22 protein-coding genes are annotated in these 21,217 nt (G+C 64.1%); 14 read left to right on the top strand and 8 right to left on the bottom strand.

Annotated elements, in window-relative coordinates:
* The first annotated feature begins 57 nt into the window (after positions 1–57).
* The 3 genes from bfr to H597_RS0113745 are packed head-to-tail and all read left to right on the top strand — an operon-like array spanning position 58 to position 1,441.
* Positions 58–534 (top strand): bacterioferritin, encoded by a 477-nt coding sequence (gene bfr, locus H597_RS0113755; RefSeq protein WP_028102658.1) that lies wholly within the window; start codon positions 58–60, stop codon positions 532–534.
* Positions 453–1,022, top strand: coding sequence for a helix-turn-helix transcriptional regulator (locus H597_RS30850; RefSeq protein WP_083941092.1), 570 nt, complete (start codon positions 453–455; stop codon positions 1,020–1,022). The genes bfr and H597_RS30850 overlap by 82 nt, the downstream gene beginning before the upstream one ends.
* A complete protein-coding gene (locus H597_RS0113745) occupies positions 1,019–1,441 on the top strand; it encodes a VOC family protein (protein WP_028102657.1) in 423 nt (140 codons plus the stop codon). The genes H597_RS30850 and H597_RS0113745 overlap by 4 nt, the downstream gene beginning before the upstream one ends.
* Here H597_RS0113745 and H597_RS0113740 read toward each other — a convergent pair.
* Positions 1,438–2,367 carry a PfkB family carbohydrate kinase gene (locus H597_RS0113740; RefSeq protein ID WP_028102656.1) on the bottom strand — a complete coding sequence of 310 codons (930 nt, stop codon included), beginning with the start codon at positions 2,365–2,367 and terminating at the stop codon, positions 1,438–1,440. The genes H597_RS0113745 and H597_RS0113740 overlap by 4 nt on opposite strands.
* A 15-nt stretch (positions 2,368–2,382) precedes the next feature.
* Positions 2,383–2,994, bottom strand: coding sequence for a glutathione S-transferase family protein (locus tag H597_RS0113735; RefSeq protein WP_028102655.1), 612 nt, complete (start codon positions 2,992–2,994; stop codon positions 2,383–2,385).
* A 134-nt stretch (positions 2,995–3,128) separates the two neighbouring features.
* Between H597_RS0113735 and purB the strand changes: the two genes are divergently transcribed.
* The 4 genes from purB to H597_RS0113715 all read left to right on the top strand — a co-directional run bounded on the left by purB (position 3,129) and on the right by H597_RS0113715 (position 6,296).
* On the top strand, positions 3,129–4,502 hold the full coding sequence (purB, locus tag H597_RS0113730; protein WP_028102654.1) for an adenylosuccinate lyase: 1,374 nt from the start codon (positions 3,129–3,131) through the stop codon (positions 4,500–4,502).
* A 126-nt stretch (positions 4,503–4,628) separates the two neighbouring features.
* Positions 4,629–5,153, top strand: a complete 525-nt coding sequence (locus H597_RS0113725) for a cytochrome b (protein WP_028102653.1) — start codon at positions 4,629–4,631, stop codon at positions 5,151–5,153.
* Between the two features lie 15 nt (positions 5,154–5,168).
* Positions 5,169–5,714, top strand: coding sequence for a YceI family protein (locus tag H597_RS0113720; protein WP_028102652.1), 546 nt, complete (start codon positions 5,169–5,171; stop codon positions 5,712–5,714).
* A 15-nt stretch (positions 5,715–5,729) separates the two neighbouring features.
* A complete protein-coding gene (locus H597_RS0113715) occupies positions 5,730–6,296 on the top strand; it encodes a YceI family protein (RefSeq protein WP_028102651.1) in 567 nt (188 codons plus the stop codon).
* 57 nt (positions 6,297–6,353) lie between these two features.
* Here the strand turns inward: H597_RS0113715 and H597_RS0113710 are convergent, their stop codons facing one another.
* Entirely contained in the window at positions 6,354–7,451 is a 1,098-nt protein-coding gene (locus tag H597_RS0113710) for a hypothetical protein (RefSeq protein ID WP_028102650.1), read from the bottom strand.
* 128 nt (positions 7,452–7,579) lie between these two features.
* Here H597_RS0113710 and H597_RS0113705 point away from each other — a divergent pair, with 128 nt between their 5' ends.
* Together H597_RS0113705 and H597_RS0113700 are read left to right on the top strand one after the other, a co-directional pair.
* The gene (locus H597_RS0113705) at positions 7,580–7,849 is read left to right on the top strand and encodes a GlsB/YeaQ/YmgE family stress response membrane protein (protein WP_028102649.1); all 270 of its coding nucleotides are present in this window, start codon (positions 7,580–7,582) and stop codon (positions 7,847–7,849) included.
* 243 nt (positions 7,850–8,092) lie between these two features.
* On the top strand, positions 8,093–10,255 hold the full coding sequence (locus tag H597_RS0113700) for a S46 family peptidase (protein ID WP_028102648.1): 2,163 nt from the start codon (positions 8,093–8,095) through the stop codon (positions 10,253–10,255).
* Between the two features lie 118 nt (positions 10,256–10,373).
* On the opposite strand, the gene H597_RS0113695 is transcribed toward H597_RS0113700, so the two are convergent.
* Both H597_RS0113695 and H597_RS0113690 read right to left on the bottom strand, forming a co-directional pair.
* Positions 10,374–10,697 carry a DMT family transporter gene (locus H597_RS0113695; protein WP_028102647.1) on the bottom strand — a complete coding sequence of 108 codons (324 nt, stop codon included), beginning with the start codon at positions 10,695–10,697 and terminating at the stop codon, positions 10,374–10,376.
* A complete protein-coding gene (locus tag H597_RS0113690; protein WP_028102646.1) occupies positions 10,694–11,305 on the bottom strand; it encodes a glutathione S-transferase family protein in 612 nt (203 codons plus the stop codon). The genes H597_RS0113695 and H597_RS0113690 overlap by 4 nt, the downstream gene beginning before the upstream one ends.
* A gap of 92 nt (positions 11,306–11,397) precedes the next feature.
* On the opposite strand from H597_RS0113690, the gene H597_RS0113685 reads away from it, so the two are divergent.
* Genes H597_RS0113685 through H597_RS0113665 form a run of 5 tightly spaced genes read left to right on the top strand, consistent with a single transcriptional unit; the run spans position 11,398 to position 17,098 of the window.
* Positions 11,398–12,297: a LysR family transcriptional regulator gene (locus tag H597_RS0113685; RefSeq protein ID WP_028102645.1), complete on the top strand. Its 900-nt coding sequence runs from the start codon at positions 11,398–11,400 to the stop codon at positions 12,295–12,297.
* A gap of 43 nt (positions 12,298–12,340) precedes the next feature.
* Positions 12,341–12,904, top strand: a complete 564-nt coding sequence (locus tag H597_RS0113680) for an NADPH-dependent FMN reductase (protein WP_028102644.1) — start codon at positions 12,341–12,343, stop codon at positions 12,902–12,904.
* Between the two features lie 24 nt (positions 12,905–12,928).
* On the top strand, positions 12,929–14,638 hold the full coding sequence (locus H597_RS0113675; protein WP_229632167.1) for a M14 family zinc carboxypeptidase: 1,710 nt from the start codon (positions 12,929–12,931) through the stop codon (positions 14,636–14,638).
* Between the two features lie 10 nt (positions 14,639–14,648).
* Positions 14,649–16,805 carry an FUSC family protein gene (locus H597_RS0113670; RefSeq protein ID WP_028102642.1) on the top strand — a complete coding sequence of 719 codons (2,157 nt, stop codon included), beginning with the start codon at positions 14,649–14,651 and terminating at the stop codon, positions 16,803–16,805.
* An 8-nt stretch (positions 16,806–16,813) separates the two neighbouring features.
* The gene (locus H597_RS0113665) at positions 16,814–17,098 is read left to right on the top strand and encodes a YkgJ family cysteine cluster protein (RefSeq protein WP_028102641.1); all 285 of its coding nucleotides are present in this window, start codon (positions 16,814–16,816) and stop codon (positions 17,096–17,098) included.
* 60 nt (positions 17,099–17,158) lie between these two features.
* On the opposite strand, the gene H597_RS30845 is transcribed toward H597_RS0113665, so the two are convergent.
* From H597_RS30845 to H597_RS0113650, 3 genes are all read right to left on the bottom strand, one after another.
* Positions 17,159–17,467, bottom strand: coding sequence for a hypothetical protein (locus H597_RS30845; RefSeq protein WP_154668100.1), 309 nt, complete (start codon positions 17,465–17,467; stop codon positions 17,159–17,161).
* Between the two features lie 96 nt (positions 17,468–17,563).
* Positions 17,564–19,513, bottom strand: coding sequence for a S9 family peptidase (locus tag H597_RS0113655; RefSeq protein ID WP_028102640.1), 1,950 nt, complete (start codon positions 19,511–19,513; stop codon positions 17,564–17,566).
* 4 nt (positions 19,514–19,517) lie between these two features.
* Entirely contained in the window at positions 19,518–20,993 is a 1,476-nt protein-coding gene (locus tag H597_RS0113650; protein WP_028102639.1) for an APC family permease, read from the bottom strand.
* Positions 20,994–21,217: the final 224 nt, after the last annotated feature.

The raw sequence follows: 21,217 nt of genomic DNA, 5'->3' as shown, positions 1-21,217 counted from the left end.
GCGGCCCTGCTTCGTGGCAAAATGCCATTATTCCCAACCCGATAAGAAGGAAACCCCATGAAGGGCGACAAAGATGTCATCCGCCTGCTCAATGCTCAGCTCACCAATGAACTGACGGCGATCAACCAGTATTTCCTGCATGCGCGCATGTACCGCCACTGGGGCTTCGACAAGCTGGGCAAGAAGGAATATGAAGAGTCGATCGGCGAAATGAAGCACGCCGACCGCCTGATCGACCGCATCCTGATGCTGGACGGCCTGCCGAACCTGCAAGCCCTGCACAAGCTGCTGATCGGCGAAAACACGGAAGAAATGCTGGCCGCCGACCTGAAGCTGGAAAAAGGCGCCCATGTGACCGTCAAGGAAGGCATTGCCCATTCCGAGAAAGTCGGCGATTACGTATCGCGCGACCTGCTGCTGGATATCCTGAAGGATACCGAGGAGCATATCGAATGGCTGGAAACCCAGATCGACCTGATCGGCAAGATCGGTATCCAGAACTATCTGCAGTCGCAGATGTCGGAAGAAGAATAATCGACAGCCCCAGCCAAAGTCCGGAACTCCTGCGGCGCCTGCTGCGCGCCAAGGACCGGATGGACGCCGCCTCGCACGAGGAATGGCCGGTCAGCCGCCTGGCCGAAGTGAGCTGCGTCTCTGCAACTCACTTCGCCCGCTCCTTCAAGGAAGCCTTCGGCCTTCCGCCCCACCGCTACCTGCTCACGCGCCGCATTGAAAAAGCGGTGACGCTGCTGCGCGAAACCGAGCTGCCCATCACCGACATCGCCTACAGCACCGGCTGGCGCAGCCTGGGCACGTTTGGCCGCACGTTCCGCGACATCACCGGCAAGAACCCGGGCGAAGTGCGCCAGCAGGCGCGCAGCGACACCGGCCAGCCGGGACAGGTGCCGGCCTGCGTGCTGAGCGCCGCCCACCGCCCCCACCTCACAATGGCAGTTTCGGAGAAGCGGCGCCTGGAAGACCTCCCTACAATGGAGTCTCACGTAAAGGAGACCCACCCATGAAACAAGGTATTCAAACCGTAGGCCTGTATGTCCGCGACCAGGATGAAGCGCTGGCTTTCTATGTCGACAAGCTGGGCTTCCGCGTGCACACCGACGTACGCAATGGCGACTACCGCTGGCTGACCGTGCAGCATCCGGACCAGCCGGACTTCCAGCTCGGCCTGTACGTGCCGGGTCCTCCGGTGCACGATGCGGCGACCGCGCAGGCGCTGCATGCGCTGGTGGCCAAAGGCGCCATGCCGCCCATGGTGCTGGAAGTGGAAGACTGCTTCGCCACCTTCGATAAGCTGCAGCAGCGCGGCGTGGAATTCAACCAGGAACCGGTGGAACGCTACGGCACGGTCGATGCGGGCTTCCGCGACCCGTCCGGCAACGGCTGGAAAATGATCCAGACCCGCCGCAAAGTGGCCGCCGCTTAATCCAAGCCCCAGGCCTGGCGCCAGGGCGCGTAAAAGGCCGGATCCTCCGGCGCCGCGCCCGCGATGCCGCACACGGCGCCGGCAAAGGCATTGGCGCGCGCCAGGAGCTGCGGCATTTCCCAGCCGCGTGCGCGGCCCGCCAGGAATACCGCGGCAAAAGCATCGCCCGCCCCCACGGTATCGGCAAAATGCGCCGGCGTATTGGCCTGGTGGTCGGCCACGCGCGCGCCGTCGGCGCCGAAGTAGACGGCGCCGCGCACCCCCAGCGTCACCAGCAAGCCCTGGATGGAAAAATTGTGCATCATGGCGCGCGCTTCCGCCTCGACGGCCGCGCAGTCCATGTCCACGGTGTCGGGGCAGGTGTGGCAGTACCAGGAAAACAGCGCCTGCAGCTCATCCTCATTCACCTTCAGGATATCGGCCTGCTGCAGCGAAGCGAAGACCACCGCCTCATCCGCTCCCTCGCGCAGGTTCAGGTCGAGGAAGCGGAGCGCATCGGGCGCCGCCTCCAGCAGCGCGGCCAGCGCGGCGCGCGAACCGTGGCTGCGCTGCGCCAGCGTGCCGAAATACACCGTATCGGGAGAAAAAGCCCGCATCACATCGACCGCTGCCGCGGCCTCGATATGGTCATAGGCCTGCTCGGCCAGGATATGAAAGCGGTGCCCGCCCTGGCCATCGCGTTCGACCAGCACGCGGCCGGTCGGCTGCGCGCCATGCTGCAAGCCTTCGGTGCTCATGCCGTAGCGCGCGAACTCGCCGCGCAGTTGCTCGCCGTCGGCGTCGTTGCCGACGCGCGTCACCATCAAGGCCGGCAGTCCCAGGCCGGCCAGGTGGCGCGCCACATTGAAGGGGGCGCCGCCGGCTACCTGCTGGTCGCCAAAATCATCGAGAAGGGCTTCGCCAAACACGAGGATTCTGTCTGCCACAGCGGCCTCCGGGGATCAGGCTTGGGGAACGGTGTCTTTGAAGGATGGGCGCTCGGACAGCTTGTCGTACAAGCGGGCCAGGTTCGGATGCGCCCCGCGCCAGTCGATTTCCGGGAAGCGGAAGCTCAGCCAGCCGACGCAGCAGCCCACGGCCACATCGGCCAGCGAATAATGGTTGCCGGCGCACCAGGCGTCGTCGCCCAGGCGTTCGGCCATGGACGCCAGTCCCAGCGCCACTTTTCGCATCTGGCGCGCGACCCACTCCTCGCTCTGCTGCGCCTTGGGGCGCTGGTTGCGCTCCAGGCGCATCAGCACACCGGCGTCCAGCACGCCGTCGGCCAGCGCTTCCCAGCACTTGATGTCGGCGCGTTCACGGCCGTTCGGCGGCAGCAGCTTGCACACCGGCGACACGGCGTCCAGGTACTCGACGATCACGCGCGAGTCGTACATCACATAACCGTCTTCCATGATCAGGCAAGGCACCTTGCCGAGTGGGTTCAGGTTTTGAATGGTGGTATCCGGCGCCCAGACATTTTCCAGTTCCAGTTGATAGTCGAGCTTTTTTTCCGCAAGGACGACGCGGACCTTGCGGACATAGGGGCTGGCGAGTGAACCGATTAGTTTCATAGATGCTGAAAGTGGAGAATTAGACAACAGTATAACATCGCGCCCCAAAGCCAGGCGCCGCGCTGGCGGCGGGAGTTGGCGCCGCCGGCCAATGGTAGAATCCTGTTTTTCCCGCCTCTCCTTCCAGCACGAACATGACAACTCCTTACTCCACCCTGTCGGCCCTGTCCCCGCTGGACGGCCGCTACGCGTCGAAAACCGACAAGCTGCGCCCGATCCTGTCCGAATCCGGCTTCATGCACCACCGCGTGAAGGTCGAAATCGCCTGGCTGCAAGCGCTGTCCCTGGCCGGCTTCGCCGAAATCAAGCCGTTTTCCGCGGCCGGCACCGCCCTGCTGGACAAGCTGGCTGCCGAGTTCACCGAAGCCGACGCCGCCCGCATCAAGGAAATCGAAGCCGTCACCAACCATGACGTGAAGGCGGTGGAGTACTGGCTGAAGGAACAAGTGAAGGACGTGCCTGAGCTGGTGGCGGCCTCCGAGTTCATCCATTTCGCCTGCACCTCGGAAGACATCAACAATACCTCGCACGGCATGATGCTGAAGGCCGCGCGCGACGGCGTGATGCTGCCGGCCCTGAACGGCCTGGTCGCCCGCTTGCGCGAAATCGCCCACGCCAACGCCGCATTGCCAATGCTGAGCCGCACGCACGGCCAGACCGCCAGCCCGACCACCCTGGGCAAGGAATTCGCCAACGTGATCGCCCGCCTGCAGCGCGCCATCGAGCGCATCGCCAAGGTGGAAATCCTGGGCAAGATGAACGGCGCCGTCGGCAACTACAACGCCCACCTGTCGGCCTACCCATCGTTCGACTGGCCAGCCTTCTCCAAGAACGTGATCGAGCAGCGCCTGGGCCTGGTGTTCAACCCGTACACCATCCAGATCGAACCGCACGATTACATGGCGGAGCTGTTCGACGCTTTCGCGCGCGCCAACACCATCTTGCTGGACCTGAACCGCGATATCTGGACCTATGTCTCGCTGGGCTATTTCAAGCAAAAGCTGAAGGCCGGCGAAATCGGTTCCTCAACCATGCCACACAAGGTCAACCCGATCGATTTCGAGAACTCGGAAGGCAACCTGGGCCTGGCCAATGCCGTGCTCAAGCACCTGTCGGAAAAGCTGCCTGTGTCGCGCATGCAACGCGACCTGACCGATTCGACCGTGCTGCGCAATATCGGCGTGGGCCTGGGCTATACACTGCTGGCTTACGATTCCTGCCTGCGCGGCCTGAACAAGCTGGAAGTGAACCCGGCCCGCCTGGAAGCGGACCTGGACGCTTCGTGGGAAGTGCTGGCGGAGCCGGTGCAGACCGTGATGCGCCGTTATGGCATTGAAAATCCGTACGAGCAGCTGAAGGAGCTGACGCGCGGCAAGGGTATTACCAAAGAGGCGCTGCGTGAGTTCATTGGCGGCCTGGCAATTCCGCAGGATGCCAAGGATCACCTGCTGGCCATGACGCCGGGCAATTACACCGGCATCGCGGCGGCGCTGGCCAAGGCGATTTAACACCGCCACACCGGTGTCTGGCCCAGCTGGTCAGACACCGGATTGCCGGTTTTAAGTAAGCCGTAAGCAAGTTCCCTTACTCTTTGGTATATTAGTCCTAACACGTACTATTTACCGAAGCTCGCCATGGAACGCTATTCCAAGACCGCCATCGCCCTGCACTGGCTGATCGCCCTGCTGATCGTCGCCGCCTTCATTCTCGGCCTGGTGATGACCGACATCCCCGGCCTGACGCCGACCAAGCTCAAATACTATTCCTGGCATAAATGGCTGGGCATCACCGTGCTGGCCCTGGCCGCCGGCCGCCTGCTGTGGCGCCTGAAGCAGCGGCCGCCCGCGTTTCCCGTCTCCATGAGCCAGGGCCAGATCAAGGCCGCCGAAGCCGGCCACTGGTTCCTGTATTTCCTGATGTTCGCCGTGCCGCTTTCCGGCTACCTGTATACCACCGCCGCCGGCGTGCCGGTCGTGTATCTCGGCCTGTTCAAGATCCCGGCCCTGTTCGACGCCAGCCCGGCCCTCAAGGAAGGGCTGAAACCGGTACATTACTGGCTCAATATGCTGCTCGCCGCCGTTGTCCTCGGCCACGTGCTGGCGGCCCTGAAACACCAATTCATCGACAAGGACGGCCTGCTGAAGCGCATGCTGCCATAACCTGGAGCCACTCCCATGAAGAAAAGCGTATTACTGGCCGCCATGCTGGCCGTGGCGGCGGCCGCCAGCGCCGCCGTGCTGAAAACCGATCCGGCCAAAAGCAGCGTATCGGCCGAGTTCAAGCAGATGAACGTGCCGCTCGAATCGAAGTTCAAGAAGCACAGCATCGTCATCGACTACAACGCCGCCGCGCCCGACAGCTCCAAGGCCACGGTGGAAATCGAGACCGCCAGCCTGGACCTGGGCGACGCCGACATGAACAAGGAAGTGGCCAAGAAAGAGTGGTTCAACTCGGCCCAATATCCGAAGGCCACCTTCGTCTCCAGCGCGATCAAGAGCGCCGGCGCCGGCAAGCTGAATGTCAGCGGCAAGCTGACCATCAAGGGCAAGGCCGCCGACGTGACGTTCCCCGTCACCGTCAAGACCGACGGCGGCAAGCAGGTATTCGACGGCGCGCTGCCGATCAAGCGCCTGGCCTTCAATATCGGTGAAGGCGAATGGAAAGACACCGGCATGGTCGCTGATGAAGTGACCATCAAGTTCCACGTAGTAGCTCAATAAAACCCTGGAGACCCAATGAAACTGAAGTTCCTCACCGCCGCCCTGCTGGCCGTATCCGCAATCGCCGCCAACGCCGCCACATACAATATCGACCCGACCCACACCTACCCAAGCTTTGAAGCCGACCACATGGGCATGTCGGTATGGCGCGGCAAGTTCGACAAGACCTCCGGCGTGATCCAGATGGACCGCGCGGCCAAGACCGGCAGCATGGACATCACCATCGACGCCGCCTCGATCGATTTCGGCATGGACAAGATGAACAGCCACGCCAAGTCGGAAGACATGTTCAACGTCGCGAAATTCCCGACCGTGACCTACAAAGGCAAGAGCTTCAAGTTCGAAGGCGAGCAGCTGGTGGCGGTGGAAGGCGAGCTGACCATGCTGGGCGTGACCAAGCCGGTCACCCTGAAGGTCAACAAGTTCAAGTGCATGATGCACCCGCGCCTGAAACGCGAAGTGTGCGGCGCCGACGCCTCGGCTGAATTCAAGCGCACCGACTTCGGCCTGAACTACGCCACCCCCGCCTTCGCTCCGGAAGTGAAGCTGGCGATCCAGGTGGAAGCCATCAAAGCGGAATAACAGCACAGCCCGTGGCAACCTTGGGGTCAGGCCCGCAGGTTGCCACAAGCGCGAGTGCTATAGCGCTTCCCGTTCGTAAGCTGCCCGCACCGCGTCACGCGCGTGCTCCCACGCCATGCGCGATTTCCCCTTCACCGTTTCCCAATCCCGCTCCAGTTGGTCTTTCAATTCATCCCATGTGCCGCGGTAGCGCTGGCGTGCGGTGAACCCGAGCATATAGGCCGGCTCGTAGTCGTCATAGTCGTAATTCGGATTGAAATAGGCTTCATTGCGGTAATGGTCCTGCCAGTAGACGCGCTCCTCGCTCGGGTTGAGCAGGGTGCCGATGCCCTGGCCCGCCAGGCCGCCCGCCAGCGCACCGATCGCACCGCCCGCCGCCATGCCCAGCGGGCCGCCCAGCGTGCCGGCCGCGATGCCGGCTGCCGCGCCGCCGCCCGCGCCTACGCCGGTGGCAAGGTTGTGGTCATCGTCATCGTCCTCCAGCTTCGGGTTGACGATCTCGGCCGTCCCCTTGCCGACCAGTCCGCCCGCCACGCCGCCGATCACGGCGCCGGCCACCATGCCCGGGATCCCGCCCGGCGAACCGGCTGCGGCACCGGCCAGGGCACCGCCCGTCGTGCCGACGCCGACACCGACCACGTGCTCGCCTTCGCTGTCCCGCCAGGCGCGCTCGAGGTCGGCGGCATCGGCGGCGTCGCGCGCCTGCACGCCCATCAGAATGCCGCCGCCGCGGATGCCTTCCTCATAGTGCTTGAGACGCTCTTCCGGAATGCCGGCGCCGATCAGGGCACCGACCAGTCCGCCCGCCACACCGCCGGCGCCGGCGCCGGCCAGCGCTGCCGCCAGCGGCCCCGCCACCACGATGCCCAGGCCCGGCAACACCAGGGTGGTGCCCATGGCCGCCACGGCCGCCAAGGCAGCGCCAAGTGCGCCGCCGACACTGGCGCCAATGCCGGCCCCCTCCCCGGCTTTCGATGCCAGTTCGGTCTCCGCCGCGCCGTTGAAATGGCGCTGGCGGGTATCGTCGCTCATGACGACGTTGATATCGTCCCGGCTATAGCCACGCGAGCTTGCGTGTTGCCAGGCGCGCTCGGCGCTGCCGCGGTTGCGGAACAGGCCGGTCACGATATGGGATTGCTTATCTGCAGTGTTCATGGAAGTCCCCTTTTCTTGCATGAGTCCCGCACACGATAGGCCGCAGCGCGCTGCATCTCTGTACGTTGGCGCACCGAATATCGGCGTGCGCATGTCCTACACTGGAATCATCACAAAGGGGGGCGGATATGAACTTTATCATCTGGATTATTATCGGCGGCATCCTGGGCTGGCTGGCCAGCCTGGTTATGAAAACTGACGCACAGCAAGGCATGTTTCTGAACGTGGTGGTGGGCATTGTCGGTTCGCTGCTGGGCGGCTGGCTACTGTCGCCGCTGTTCGGTACCGGCACCATCAATACCGACGACTTCAGCGTACTGTCGCTGGTGGTGTCATTCCTCGGGGCTGTGATCCTGCTGGCGATCGTGAACCTGGTATTCCGCGGCCGCATCCGCTAGACGATAGACCGCCGGCAAAGCTTCCTCACAGGCCAGCGCTGCGGCGCTGGCTTTTTTTCGCTGTCCTTTTCGCTCAACCCAGCGGGTGCTGCATTGCAGCAAGCGCGGCCGCAGGCCTGCAAGCGAATTTTCTTCAGTTTCAAGCTACATTTTTGGTGTTGACGCCAGCCGCCGCCGTGCCGATACTCTAGGTCGCCTGCCGGCCCAGTCCGGCGGGCCACCACTTCAACTATTACAACGCACATGAAAAAATCTCTCCTCGCGCTCGCCGTCCTGAGCACCACCTCTGCCGCCTTCGCAGACGAAGGCATGTGGATGCCGCAGCAGCTGCCACAAGTGGCCAAGCAACTGAAGGCCGCCGGCCTGAAGCTGGATCCGGCATCGCTGACCAAGCTGACCGAGTTCCCGATGAATGCCATCGTGAGCCTGGGCGGCTGCTCCGCGTCCTTCGTGTCGCCGCAAGGTCTGGTCGTGACCAACCACCACTGCGTGTACAACAGCGTGGCGGTCAACTCCACCAAGGAGCGCGACCTGCTGGCCAACGGCTTCGTGGCCCATAACTTCGGCGAAGAACTGCCGGCCTCCCCTGGCAGCCGCATCTTCGTCACCAAGGAAGTGTTGAACGTCACCGACAAGATCATCACGCCGGAAGTGGCCAAACTGCAGGGCAAGGCGCGCGTGGACGCGATCGAGAAGAACCAGAAAGCCCTGACCGCCGAATGCGAAAAAGATGAAGGCCACCGCTGCACCGTGTCCTCCTTCTACGGCGGCCTGGAGTACTACCAGATCAAGCAGCTGGAAATCCGCGACGTGCGCCTGGTGCACGCGCCGGCCGCCGGCGTCGGCAAATTCGGCGGCGACACCGACAACTGGATGTGGCCACGCCACACCGGCGACTACGGCTTCTACCGCGCCTATGTCAGCAAGGACGGCAAGGCCGCCGACTTCTCCAAGGACAACGTGCCTTACGAGCCCAAGTCCTACCTGAAGCTGGCCAAGGAAGGCGTGAAGGAAGGCGACTTCGTGATGGTGCTGGGCTACCCGGGCCGCACCAACCGCCACCGCCTGCCATCGGAAGTGGCCTCCACCTTCGGCTGGGAATACCCTGCCTTCATCCAGAACTCCAACGAGACCCTGGCCATCATCGACCGCGAGACCAAGGGCGACCGCGATGCGGCCCTGAAGGTCGCCGGCCAGGTGGCAAGCATCAACAACTACTACAAGAACCGCAAGGGCATGCTGAACAGCTACGAGGGCAGCGATATCCTCGAGCGCAAGAGCAAAGAGCATGACGCCCTGAAGGCATGGGTGAACGCCGACGCCAAGCGCAAGGCCGCCTTCGGCGCCGACCTGGAAAACGTGGAAAAGCTGATGGCCCAGCGCACCGAGGAAGCCAAGCGCGACTACTTCCTGGACCGCTCCTCGCCGGCGCTGCTGAACGCGGCGCGCATCATGTACCGCCTGGCCAACGAAAACACCAAGCCGAACGCCGACCGCAAAGCCGGCTTCCAGGAACGCGACGCCAAGCGCATCAAGGCCTCCATCGAAGGCGTGAACAAGACCTATGTCGCCAAGGTGAACAAGGCCATCGTGCTGAATAATATGAAGCACTACGCCGCGCAGCCGGCGTCCGAACACAATGCCGTCTTCGACGCGGCGATGGGCATCACGGCCGGCATGGGCGAAGCCGAACTGTCCGCAGCGCTGGACAAGCTGTACGCCGGCTCGAAATTGGAAGACGCCGCGTTCCGCACCGAGTGGCTGGGCAAATCGGTGGCCGACTTCAAGGCCAGCGACGACGCCTTCATCAAGGCCGCCGTTGCCCTGTACGACGACGCCATGAAGCGTGAAGCGGAAGAGGAAGAACTGGGCGGCAAGATCCAGCAAGCCTACGGCAACTACATGAAGGCCAAGATCGCCTACATGAACTCCAAAGGCCAGGCTGTGTACCCGGACGCGAACAGCACCCTGCGCGTCACCTTCGGCAAGATCGCCGGCCGCGACACCGGCGCCGACGGCACCACCGGCTGGAGCGCCTTCACCACCGTGGCGGGCGTGAAAGCCAAGGCCACCGGCGAAGGCGAATTCAATGCACCGCAAGCGCAGCTGGACGCGATCAACCAGAAGCAGTTCGGCAAATACGCCGATGCCAAGCTGAAGACGGTGCCGGTCAACTTCCTGGCCACGCTGGACATCACCGGCGGCAACTCCGGTTCCGCCGCGCTGAACGCGAAAGCCGAGCTGGTAGGCCTGGCCTTCGACGGCACACTGGACTCCATCATCTCGGACTGGGACTTCAACAAGGCCAAGACCCGCGACATCCAGGTCGACCTGCGCTACATGCTGTGGAACATGAAGTTCATCGACAAGGCCGACAACCTGCTGAAAGAGATGAAGGCAGAGTAAGCCCTACGGCAGAGCCCGTGGCAACCTTGGGGTCAACCCCTTAGCTTGCCACGGACGCGAGCATTTCGCGGCTGAGCCCGTGGCAAGCTGGGAGCCTGACCCCAAGGTTGCTACGGGCTCAGCCGTTTGTGAGCTTCAGGCCGGCGATGCTGGCGATGATGGCCGCGATTAGCAGCAGGCGCAGCGGCGTGGCGCTTTCGCCGTAGACGACCATTCCCACCAGCGCCGCACCCGCCGCACCAATTCCCGTAAAGACCGCAAACGCTGTGCCCACCGGCAGCTGGCGCAAGGCCAGCGCCAGCAGCACGATCGCGCCGTTGGCAAACGCCAGGCCGGCAAGGCTGGGCCCGAGCCGTGTCCAGCCGTCCGCTTGCTTAAGCGCCACCGCCATGGCGATGTCCACCAGGGCGGCCGCCAGCAACAGGCCCCAGGCGGCGATCATGGCTTGGCCGAGGCAAGGCCGCGCTGCACGGCCGCACGCGCCTCGATGCGCGCCACCCAGTCCGCCAGCGCCGGGTAGTCGGCCAGCGTGACGCCCAGCTCGTGGTAGGAGCGTATCCACGGGAAGCTGGCGATATCGGCAATCGTGTATGCGTCGCCGGCCAGGTAGGCCGTGTCGCGCAGGCGCGCTTCGAATACGCCCAGCAGGCGCATGGTCTCGCGGCCGTAGCGTTCGAGCGCCTGTTCGTTCGGCTGGCCCTGGCCGGCGCCGTGGCGGAAGAACCAGAGCTGCCCCAGCATCGGGCCGATGCTGCCCACTTGCAGGAACAGCCATTGCAGGACCGTGCTGCGCGCCGCGCCGCTGGCCGGCAGCAGCCGGCCCGCCTTGTCGGCCAGGTGGATCAGGATGGCGCCCGATTCGAAGATCGGCATGCCGTCATCCACCAGCAGCGGGATCTTGTGGTTCGGGCTCATGTCGCTGAACGGCGGCTGGTGCTGCTCGTCGGCCGACAGGTTCAGGTGCTGCACCTGGTGCGGCAGGCCCAGTTCTGCCAGGGCGATGGTGATTTTTTGTCCGTTGGGGGTGTCGGCGGTGTACAGGGTCAACATGGTCGGCTCTTTGGCTTGGTTTGATGGCAGCCAGTGTATGCCACGCAAAAACGCATTAGAATCCCCAAAAACAGCCGAACGGTTACGCAAATATGCAGAAGCTCGATTGGGAAGACTTGCGCTACTTCGCTGCCGTTGCGCGCGGCGGCTCCATTTCCGCCGCGGCGCGCGAGCTGGGGGTCAACCATTCCACCGTGCTGCGCCGGCTGGACAGCCTGGAGCAGTCGCTCGGCGTGCGCCTGTTCGAGCGCCTGCAGTCGGGCTATGTGATGACGGGCGCCGGCGACATCCTGCACGGCCGGCTCGGCCCCATCGAGGAGCAGATCGGCAGCACCCAGCGCGAACTGGGCGGGCTGGATGAGGAGCTGCGCGGCACCATCCGCCTGACCACCACCGACACGCTGGCGCACGGCCTGCTGATGCCCTATCTGCAGCGTTTCCAGGAGGCGCATCCCGCCGTGCAGCTGCAGCTGGTGGTCAATAACAGCTTCCTCAATCTCACCCAGCGCGAGGCGGATATGGCGCTGCGCCCTTCGAATACGCCGCCCGCCAACCTGGTCGGGCGCAAGGTGGGCGCCGTGACGACCGCGCTGTATGCCTCGCACGCCTACCTGCGGCGCGCCGAGCGCGCTGGCGTGGCGCGCGAGGACTGGGCGGCGCACCGCTGGGTGGCGCCGGACGACAGCCTGTCGCACCTGGCCGCCGCGCAGTGGCTGGCCGCGCACGTGCCGCCGGCGCAGGTGGCGCTGCGCGCCGACAGCCTGCTGGCCATGGTCGATGCGGCGCGCAACGGCATGGGCGTGGCGCCCCTGCTTTGCCTGCTGGCCGAGCGCGAGCGGACGCTGGAACAGCTGGCGCCGCCCGATCCGCGCTTGCATACCCAGCTCTGGGTGCTGAGCCACCGCGACTTGCGCAATGTGGCGCGCATCAAGGCCCTGGGCCAGTTCCTGTACGACGCCTTGCGCCAGGACGCGCATGTTTTCCCCGCATGATGTACATTGTCATTCCGATATCCCCCAACCCATGGAGCATTGCATGACCAAGAAAATCGCCCTCATCGTCGGCAGCCTGCGCAAGGACTCGCTGAACCGCAAGTTCGCCAACGCGCTGGTGGAAGTGGCGCCGGCCGAGCTGCAATTCGAATTCGTCGACATCGGCGACCTGCCGCTGTACAACCAGGACCTGGACGACGCGCATACGCCGCCGGCCGCCTGGACCGCCTTCCGCGACAAGCTGCGCGCGGTGGACGGCATCGTGATCGCCACGCCGGAATACAACCGCTCCATGCCGGGCGCCCTGAAGAACGCCATCGACGTCGGCTCGCGTCCGTGGGGCCACAGCATCTGGAACGCCAAGCCGGTCGGCGTGATTTCCGCCTCGGTGGGCGCGGTGGGCGGCTTTGCCGGCAACCATAATGTGCGCCAGACCATGGTGACGCTGAACGCGCCCGTCATGCCCGGCCCTGAGGTCTACATCGGCAACGGCGCTGCCCTGATCGGCGAAGACGGCAAGGTCAATAACGAGAAGACCAAGGAAGTGCTGGCCGGCTGGGCCGCCGCTTTCGTCAAATGGGTGGAGGCCAATGGCCGTAAGGGCTAAGTGGTAAAATCGCTGATCCCCCACATGCAGAAACCTGAGATCCAGACCATGCAAGAAATGCTCACGCCTTACGAAAAAGGCAATAAAAACCAGACTACCCTCTGGACCGAGTGCATCGCCTTCTACGAAGAACTGGCACGCCGCTTCCCGAACATCCTGAAATTCGAACAGGCAGCCGTATCGGACGGTGGCATCCCCCTGCATGTGGGCGTGGTCAGCGCCGACGGCGTTTTCGACCGCGAACAGATCAAGCGCGAAGGCCGCACGGTCTTCTTCAACAACAACGGCATCCATCCGGGCGAACCGGAAGGCATCGACGCCTGCATGGCGATGGTGCGCGACTTCTGCTTCAAACCGGAGCTGCTGGCAACCCTGGGCAAGACCGTGCTGCTGTTCGTCCCCGTCTACAATGTGGACGGCTGCCTGAACCGCAGCAACACCTCGCGCGCCAACCAGGACGGCCCGGAGCTGTTCGGCTTCCGCGGCAACAGCCGCCACCTGGACCTGAACCGCGATTTCGTCAAGTGCGACACGCTGAACGCGAAGTTCTTCAACCAGCTGGTCACCGCCTGGGACCCGGACGTGATGGTCGACACCCACACCTCCAACGGCGCCGATTACAGCTACACCATGACCCTGATCCACACCCAGTGCGACAAGCTGGGCGGCGAACTGGGCGCATTCCTGCGCGACACCATGCTGCCGCATATTTACACCGACATGGAGGCCGCCGGCTGGCCGACCTGCCCTTACGTCAATCCCGTGGTGGAAACCCCGGACGACGGCATCGCCGACTTCCTGGAAACCGCGCGCTTCTCGACCGGCTTCACCGCGCTGCATAACATCATCGGCTTCATGCCGGAGACGCATATGCTGAAGCCGTACGCCGACCGCTACGAATCCATGCGCGCCCTGGTCGACACCGTGCGCAATTTCACCGTCAAGCACGGCGAACGGATCAAGGCCATGCGCGCCGCCACCAAGGCCGCGCAGCGCAAGCAGAAGGAGTGGGCCATCACCTGGCGCATGGACGAAGAGCATCCTGGCGCCTTCCATTTCAAGGGCTACGAGGCGCAGCGCAGCCCGTCCAAGCTGGGCGACTACATGCGCCTGTCCTACGACCGCAGCAAGCCATGGGCGCGCGACATCAAGTGGTTCAACCGCTTCCCGGCCGACACCGTCATCCAGGCGCCGAAAGCGTATGTGATTCCGCAGGCATGGCGCGAAGTCGTCGAGCGCCTGCAATGGAACGGCGTGAAGATGACCCGCATCGAAGCGCCATCCACCGTCAAGGCGCAGTACTACCATATCGCCGCGACCGTCTCGCGCCCGCACGCCTATGAAGGCCACATGTTCCACGACGAAGTGGAAGTCGAAAAGCGCGAGGACAGCTTTGAGCTGAGCGCCGGCGACTGGTACGTGTCGCTGGACCAGGACAACGCGCGCTACGCCGTCGAGACCCTGGAGCCGCAGGCCCACGATTCCTTCTTCCGCTGGGGCTTCTTCAACTCCGTGCTGGAACGCAAGGAGAACATCTCCGATTACGTCTTCGAAGACCTGGCCGCCGACATTCTGGCGACCGAGCCTGACACCAAGGCCAAATTCGAAAACTGGAAAGCCGCGAACCCGGCGCTGGTGAAGGACAAGGACGCAGTGCTGCACTTCATCTTCCACAACTGCCAGCGACAGCGCGAGCCTGAATGGCGCCGCTATCCAGTCCTGTCGATTGTGTAAGACGGGGACCATGCACTACGCACTAGACCCCCGCACCTTCTTCTACAGCCATTACTTCCACCTGGGCCTGCGCTTCGGCGCCGGCCTGGTGGGCGTTATCGCGCTGGCCATGAGCCTGACCGACACGCATACCGCGATGTCGATCGGCATCGGTGCACTCTGCACGGCGTTGATGGACATGCCAAGTCCGCTGCGCCATAAATTCAACGAGATGATGGCGTCGGTGCTGCTGTGCACCGCCGTCACGCTGCTTATCAGCCTGTGCGGCCCTTACCACTGGCTGCTGACGCCGATGCTGGTGGCGGTAAGCTTCTTCGCCAGCATGATGGTCGTGTACGGCAAGAAGTCGATGCCGCTGCAACTGGCGACGCTGTTCATCATGACCATGTCGACCGAGCATGTGCTGACGCCGGCGCAGTCGTTCACGCATGCGAGCCTGTTCATGCTGGGCGCGCTGGGCTACCTGGCGTACGCCATGGGCGTGTCCTACCTGCTGCGCCATCGCATCAAGCAGCAGGTGCTGGCCGAGGCCCTGTTCGAACTGGCGGCCTATATCGATATCAAGGCCGACTTCTACGACACGCGCTACAACCTCACCGAGCAGTTCAACAAGCTGGTGCGCCACCAGGCCTTGCTGGCCGACCGCCAGCAGGCTTCGCGCGACCTGATCCTGCGCGCCCACAACAACCGCAAGGACGCGGTGGTGGTGCAGATCCACGTCTGCATGCTGGACCTGTACGAGCAGATCCTGGCCACGCATACCGATTACGCCGCGCTACGCACTCACCTGCTCGATTCGCCAGCCCTGCGCACGCTGCACGACCTGGCGTACAAGGCGGCGCGCGATATCGAATCGGTGGCCTACGCGGTGACGCGCAAGCGCGCCTCCTATCCGGAGGTCGACTACACGCCGGAGCTGATGGCGCTGGAGCAGCAGATCGCCGGCCTGCAGGACGACCTCGACGCCGGCAAGCCGCGCCGCGAAGCCGTGACCGTGCTGCGCGCCCAGCGCAACAAGGTCACCGCCATCATCCGCATGATCGGCGAGCTGCATGTGTCGAGCCAGAAGGTGTACGAGGACACGCCGTTCTGGCGCGATATGGACATGCAGCCCTTCCTGTCGCAGCAGAAGTACGAGCTGCAGCTGATGCTGTCGCACTTCCGCATGGACTCGCCGGTGTTCCGCTTCGCCCTGCGCGTGTCGATGGCCATTGCCGCCGGCCTGGCGATCGGCGCCGTGCTGCCGTACAAGGCGCACAGCTACTGGATCGTGCTGACGATCGTGATCATCCTCAAGCCCAGCTTCAGCATGACCAAGCAGCGCCGTTCGGACCGCATTATCGGCACCGTCATCGGCTGCATCCTGACGGCGCTGGTGCTGAAGTTCATGAATCACCCGGCCGCGATCGTGGCGGTGCTGGTGCTGGCCTGCATTGCGACGCCGACCTTCATCTACCTGCGCTACCGCTACGCGGCGATCGCCGTCTCGCTGATGATTCTGCTGTGGATGTACCTGGTCGCCCCAAGCAGCAACCTGATCTCGGAACGGCTGGTCGACACCTTCGTCGGCGCCGCCATTGCCACCGCCTTCAGTTTCGTGCTGGCGAACTGGGAATACCAGTCGCTGCCGAATCTGATCAAGCAGGTGCTGTCGGTGAACCTGAGCTATATGGAGGCCAGCTTCGACCTCCTGCAGGGCAAGTACCGCAACGACTTCATCTACCGCATCCAGCGCAAGCGGCTGATGGATTCGCTGGCTGCGCTCAGCACGGCGCTGGTGCGGATGCTGGATGAGCCGGAGAGCAAGCAGCGCGCCGTCGAGGATATCAACCTGTTCATCGTGCAGAACTATCTGCTGGTGGCGCACGTCGCCGCGCTGCGCGCGATCCTGCGCCGCCACGCGCGCGATATCCCGAGCCAGGCCGTGAATGCGATGCTGGACACCAGCCACGCCTCCGTGTGCCGCACGCTGTCGGTCGCCCTGTCGCGCCACACGGGCGCCACGCCGCCGGCCGCCCCGCTGCGCCGCGACCCGGTTGCAGAACCGGAGGTCAGCTGGTCGGGCTGGCCGCTGGTGCAGCGGCGCATTCGCCTGCTGCAGGCCGATGCGGATAAAATCATCGTCCACAGCGAAGCGATCGTGCGCAACGTTGCAAGAGGTGATTAAGGAGAAAGATGTCCCACTGCCAGAGCTGCGGCGCGTGCTGCGCCAGTTTCCGCGTCTCGTTCTACTGGGGCGAAGACGTGCCCGCGCACCTGACAGTTCCCGTCACGCCCCACCGTGCCGCCATGCGCGGCACGGATGCCAGGCCGGTGCGCTGCGTGGCGCTGTCCGGGGAAGTCGGCAAGCAAGTCGGCTGCACCATCTACGAACAGCGCTCCTCCACCTGCCGCGAATTCACCGAATACACCCCCGAATGCAATAAAGCCCGCGCCATGCACGGGCTTCCGCCAATCTGAGAAATGGGGCTCCAGGGCGAGCAGCTCACTGTCGGCCTGCGCCGGCAGGCATTGGCGCGCCTATTTTTTCGTCCATTGCTTGCGCGGTTTGCCGCCGACATACAGCGAACGGCCATTGCCGGCAACGACATACCTGATCTCGGCATACTTGGCGACGGCGCCATACGATTGACCGTCGACGTACACGATGCCGTTGCGCAGCGCCACCACTTCGCCGTTGATGTTCGAGGTTCCGCCCACTCCGCGGATCAGCACTTCGCCCACGCCATCGTGCCAGTGAATGGATGATGTGCTGCGGCGGTCTTCGGCAGAAAGGGCTGCCGTGGAAAAGAGCGCGATGAGAAGTGCCGCGGGAAGAAGGATTTTCATGCAAGGCCTGCCAGTGCGAAAAGGAACAAGGATAGCACCGGCATCGGCGGGGGAAATCCGTCAATTGGCACATTCAAGCGATGCCGGCAGTGCCTCCTACTGGCCCAGGTAGCGCCCAAACCATTCGATGGTGCGCTTGCGCAGGTCCTGCAGGTGCTCCGGCTTGCGGATGCTGTGGCCTTCGCCGTCGTAGATCACGAGCGATGCCGGCACGCCCACCGCCTTCAGGCCGTGCCAGAACTCCATCGACTGGGCCGGCGGGCATTCGACGTCGCGCTCGCCGACATACACCAGGGTCGGTGTGCGCGCCGCCTTGATCGATTCGATCGGCGACAGCTGGCGGTAGACCGCCGGGTCGTCATACGCGGAAGCGCCGAAGTAAGGAATCATCCACTGGTCGATGCCGTTCTGGCCGTAGTAGGAAATCCAGTTCGCAATGCCGGCGCCGGCAACAGCGGCTTTGAAGCGCTGCGAATGCGTGACGCCCCACATGGTCATGAAGCCGCCATACGAGTGGCCGATAAGGCCCATGCGACTGGTATCGACCGGCGCCGCTGCCGCCGCCGCGTCGATGCCGGCCAGGATGTCGCGCAGGTCCCCGCCGCCGAAATCGCGGCGGTTGGCGCGGGCGAAAGCCTGGCCTTGGCCGAAGCTGCCGCGCGGATTGGGCTGGAAGACGAAGTAGCCTTTTTCAACCAGTTCGCGCACCAGCGGGTTGCCCTGCTCGCCCGGCGAAATATAGCGTGGCCCGGCGGCGGCGGCCGGGCCACCGTGCACCTGCACGATCAATGGATACTTGCGGCCCGGCTCCGTCTGGCGCGGGCCGATCAGCCAGCCCTGGACGGAGAAGCCTTCGTTCTGCCAGCTGATGTTTTGCACAGCGACCTGCGGCTGCAAGTGGGCGTTATCATCGGTGACGGCGCGCATGGCGCCCACCGGGCCGGCCAAGATGGCCGGGGCGTGTTCGAAGTCTTCCTGCGCCGCTGCGGCCTTGCTGCCGTCGGCGCTGAAGGAGATGCGGCCGTCGGCCGCGCTGGTGGTGGCGGCGGCGGCGCGCAGCACGGTGCTGCGGCCCTGCAGGTCCAGCGACAGCACGCTCGACTTGTCGCCCATCAGCGCATTGCCCAGCAAGCCCTTGCCGCGCCATGCCAGCGTGTTGAAGGTGCCCTTGAAGCCCGGCGTCAGGTTGACCGGCTCGCCACCGGCCAGCGGCACCGTGTAGATGTCGCCGCCGACCGAGCCGAAATCGCTCATCAGGCCGCCGATGAAAGCCACCGTGCGGCCGTCGGGCGAGACGCGCGGGAGGTTCGCCTGCGTCGCCGGACTTGCCACGATGCGCAGCGCGCCGCTGGCGGCGTCGATATGGGACAGCTTGGCCACCCACCAGTTGTTGTCGCCGTTGCCCTTGGCGCTGGTGGCGATGAAGCCCTTGCCATCGGGCGTCCAGTCGTATTCGTAGACAAAGGTATCTTCGGGCGAAACCAGCTTGAGCGTACCGCCGTCGGCCGCAATGGTGGCGATGCGCTGCGCGTCTTCCTCGGCGCCGATTTCGCCGATCTGGCGCGCGCCGGCCGCCGTGGCGCCGGTTTCCTTCTTCGCCCCGGGAGTGGCCAGCAGCGCCAGCGTGCGGCCGTCGGGCGACCAGCGCGCGCTGCTGGCCACGCCCTGCACGGTCGCCACGGAACGGGTCTTGCCGGCGGCGGCGACGTACAGCGATGCGGTGCCGGCGTGGCTGTCGCTGGCGACGAAGGCGAGCGCCTTGCCGTCAGGCGACCAGGCCGGCTTGTCATAACTGCATGTGGAACAGGGATCGAATTCCGCGGCGATTGCGCCGCTCGACGCATCACGTACCACGACGGTGGGATGCGGACGCTTGCCGTTGCCGGTATCGATGGATTCCAGCGACACGACGCGGTCGCCGGCTGGGGAAATCGCCACGCCGCGGTAGTCGCGGATGGCACTGCCGGGAGAGCCGGCCTGGGCAACCGCCCCAGCGATGATGGCCGTGGCCAGGAATACTGTGTGGGCGATTGCTTTAACCTGCATGTGTTTATGCCTTGTTCAACCTGGAGTTGCGGATGCCGTAGATGAAATAGGTTAGCACCGCTACGGCCATCCAGATAGTGAAAATCATCTTGGTCGCATGCGACAGGTTGATCATCAGGTAGCCGCAGGCCAGGATGCTCAGGCCCGGTACGAAGTAGGCGCCGAACGGCACGCGGAAGCCGCCCTTGGTGTAAGTACCCGCTGCGCGTTCCTGCGAGCGCAGGACTGGCACGGCGATCGACACCACGATGAAGGCGGTCAGGGTGCCCATTGACACCATGTCCCACAGGAAGGTGGAGTCCACCAGGCCTGCCACAATGCCCACCACCACGCTGACGATCACGGTGTTGGTGACCGGCGAGTGGGTCTTCGGATTGACTTTCTGGAACGCCTTCGGCACCAAGCCGTCCTTGGAGATGGCGTACAGGATGCGGGTCTGGCCGTAGATGGTGACCAGGGTTACGGAGAACACGGAGATCACGGCGCCAGCGGACAGGATCAGCGCCGGCCAGGCCTTGCCGGTCACGTTCTGCAGGATCACGGACAGTCCGGCGGCCTGGCCTTCGAACAGGTGCGCCGGCTGGGCGCCCATGGCTGCCATGGCGACCAGCATGTAGAACACGGTGACCAGCACCAGCGCCGCGATAATCCCGATCGGGACGTTGCGCTTGGGATTGCGCACTTCCTCGCCGGCGGTGGCGATGGTGTCAAGGCCGATAAAGGAGAAGAACACGGTGCCCGCGGCGGCTGCAATGCCGCTTGCACCCGGCAGGAATTCGCCCGGCGTCGTTTTCAGGAAGGGCGTGAAGTTCGCGGTGTTAAAGCCGGTGAAGGCGACGGCACAGAAGAAAATCAGGATCGCCAGCTTGATCATCACCATGATGGCGTTGGCGGTGGCCGACTCCTTGGCGCCGCGAATCAGCAGGAAGCAGCACAGGGCCACCAGGATCACCGGCGGCAGGTTGAAGTGGCTGGTATTCCACACAGTGCCTTCCGGCGTCGACACGATCATCGGCGAGCGCAGGCTCTCCGGAATCTGCCAGTGGAAGGCGTTGACCAGGAAGTTGTTCAAGTAGTCAGACCAGCCGATCGCCGTCGCGCTGGCCGCCAGGCCGTATTCAAGCAGCAGGCAGAAGGCGACGATGAAGGCCATGAACTCGCCCAGGGTGCGGTAGGCGAAGGAGTAAGCGGAACCGGCGGCCGGCACGCGGAAAGACAGCTCGGCGTAGCACAGGGCGGTGAGGCCGGCGGTCAGCGCCGCCAGCAGGAAGGACAGCACCACGGAGGGGCCGGCTTTCGGCACCGCTTCGACCATGGTGAAGAAAATACCGGTGCCGATCGTGGCGCCAACGCCGATCATCGTCAGCGAAAACAGGCCGATGGAGCGGCTCAGGCCCTCCCCGTGCAGGCTTGCTCCGGCATCCGTTTCCACCGGGGTCGGCTTGATACGGGTCAGCTTCTGGACCAGCGATTGATTCACAGGCATATCCTTCAGGACAAAAAAACCCCACGATTATAAGACCTCGCAGATTCAGTACCTAAAGGATTTTGATGCCGGAAAGGCAACCGTGGCGGGCGCCCCACGCTGCCGCAACTTTCAGCGCTGGCCGCGGCGCATTTCGCCAAACTTTTTTTCATTTCGCGCGGCTGCGGGCGCCAGTACTGCGGCGGTGCGGCCAGCCGCAGCTGGCCCGGTGCGAACCA

The organism is Pseudoduganella violaceinigra DSM 15887 (assembly GCF_000425385.1).
GTDB classification, from domain to species: Bacteria; Pseudomonadota; Gammaproteobacteria; order Burkholderiales; family Burkholderiaceae_D; genus Rugamonas; species Rugamonas violaceinigra.
The sequence above is the reverse complement of the archived record's forward strand: the minus strand, read 5'-3'. Positions and strand labels throughout refer to the sequence as shown.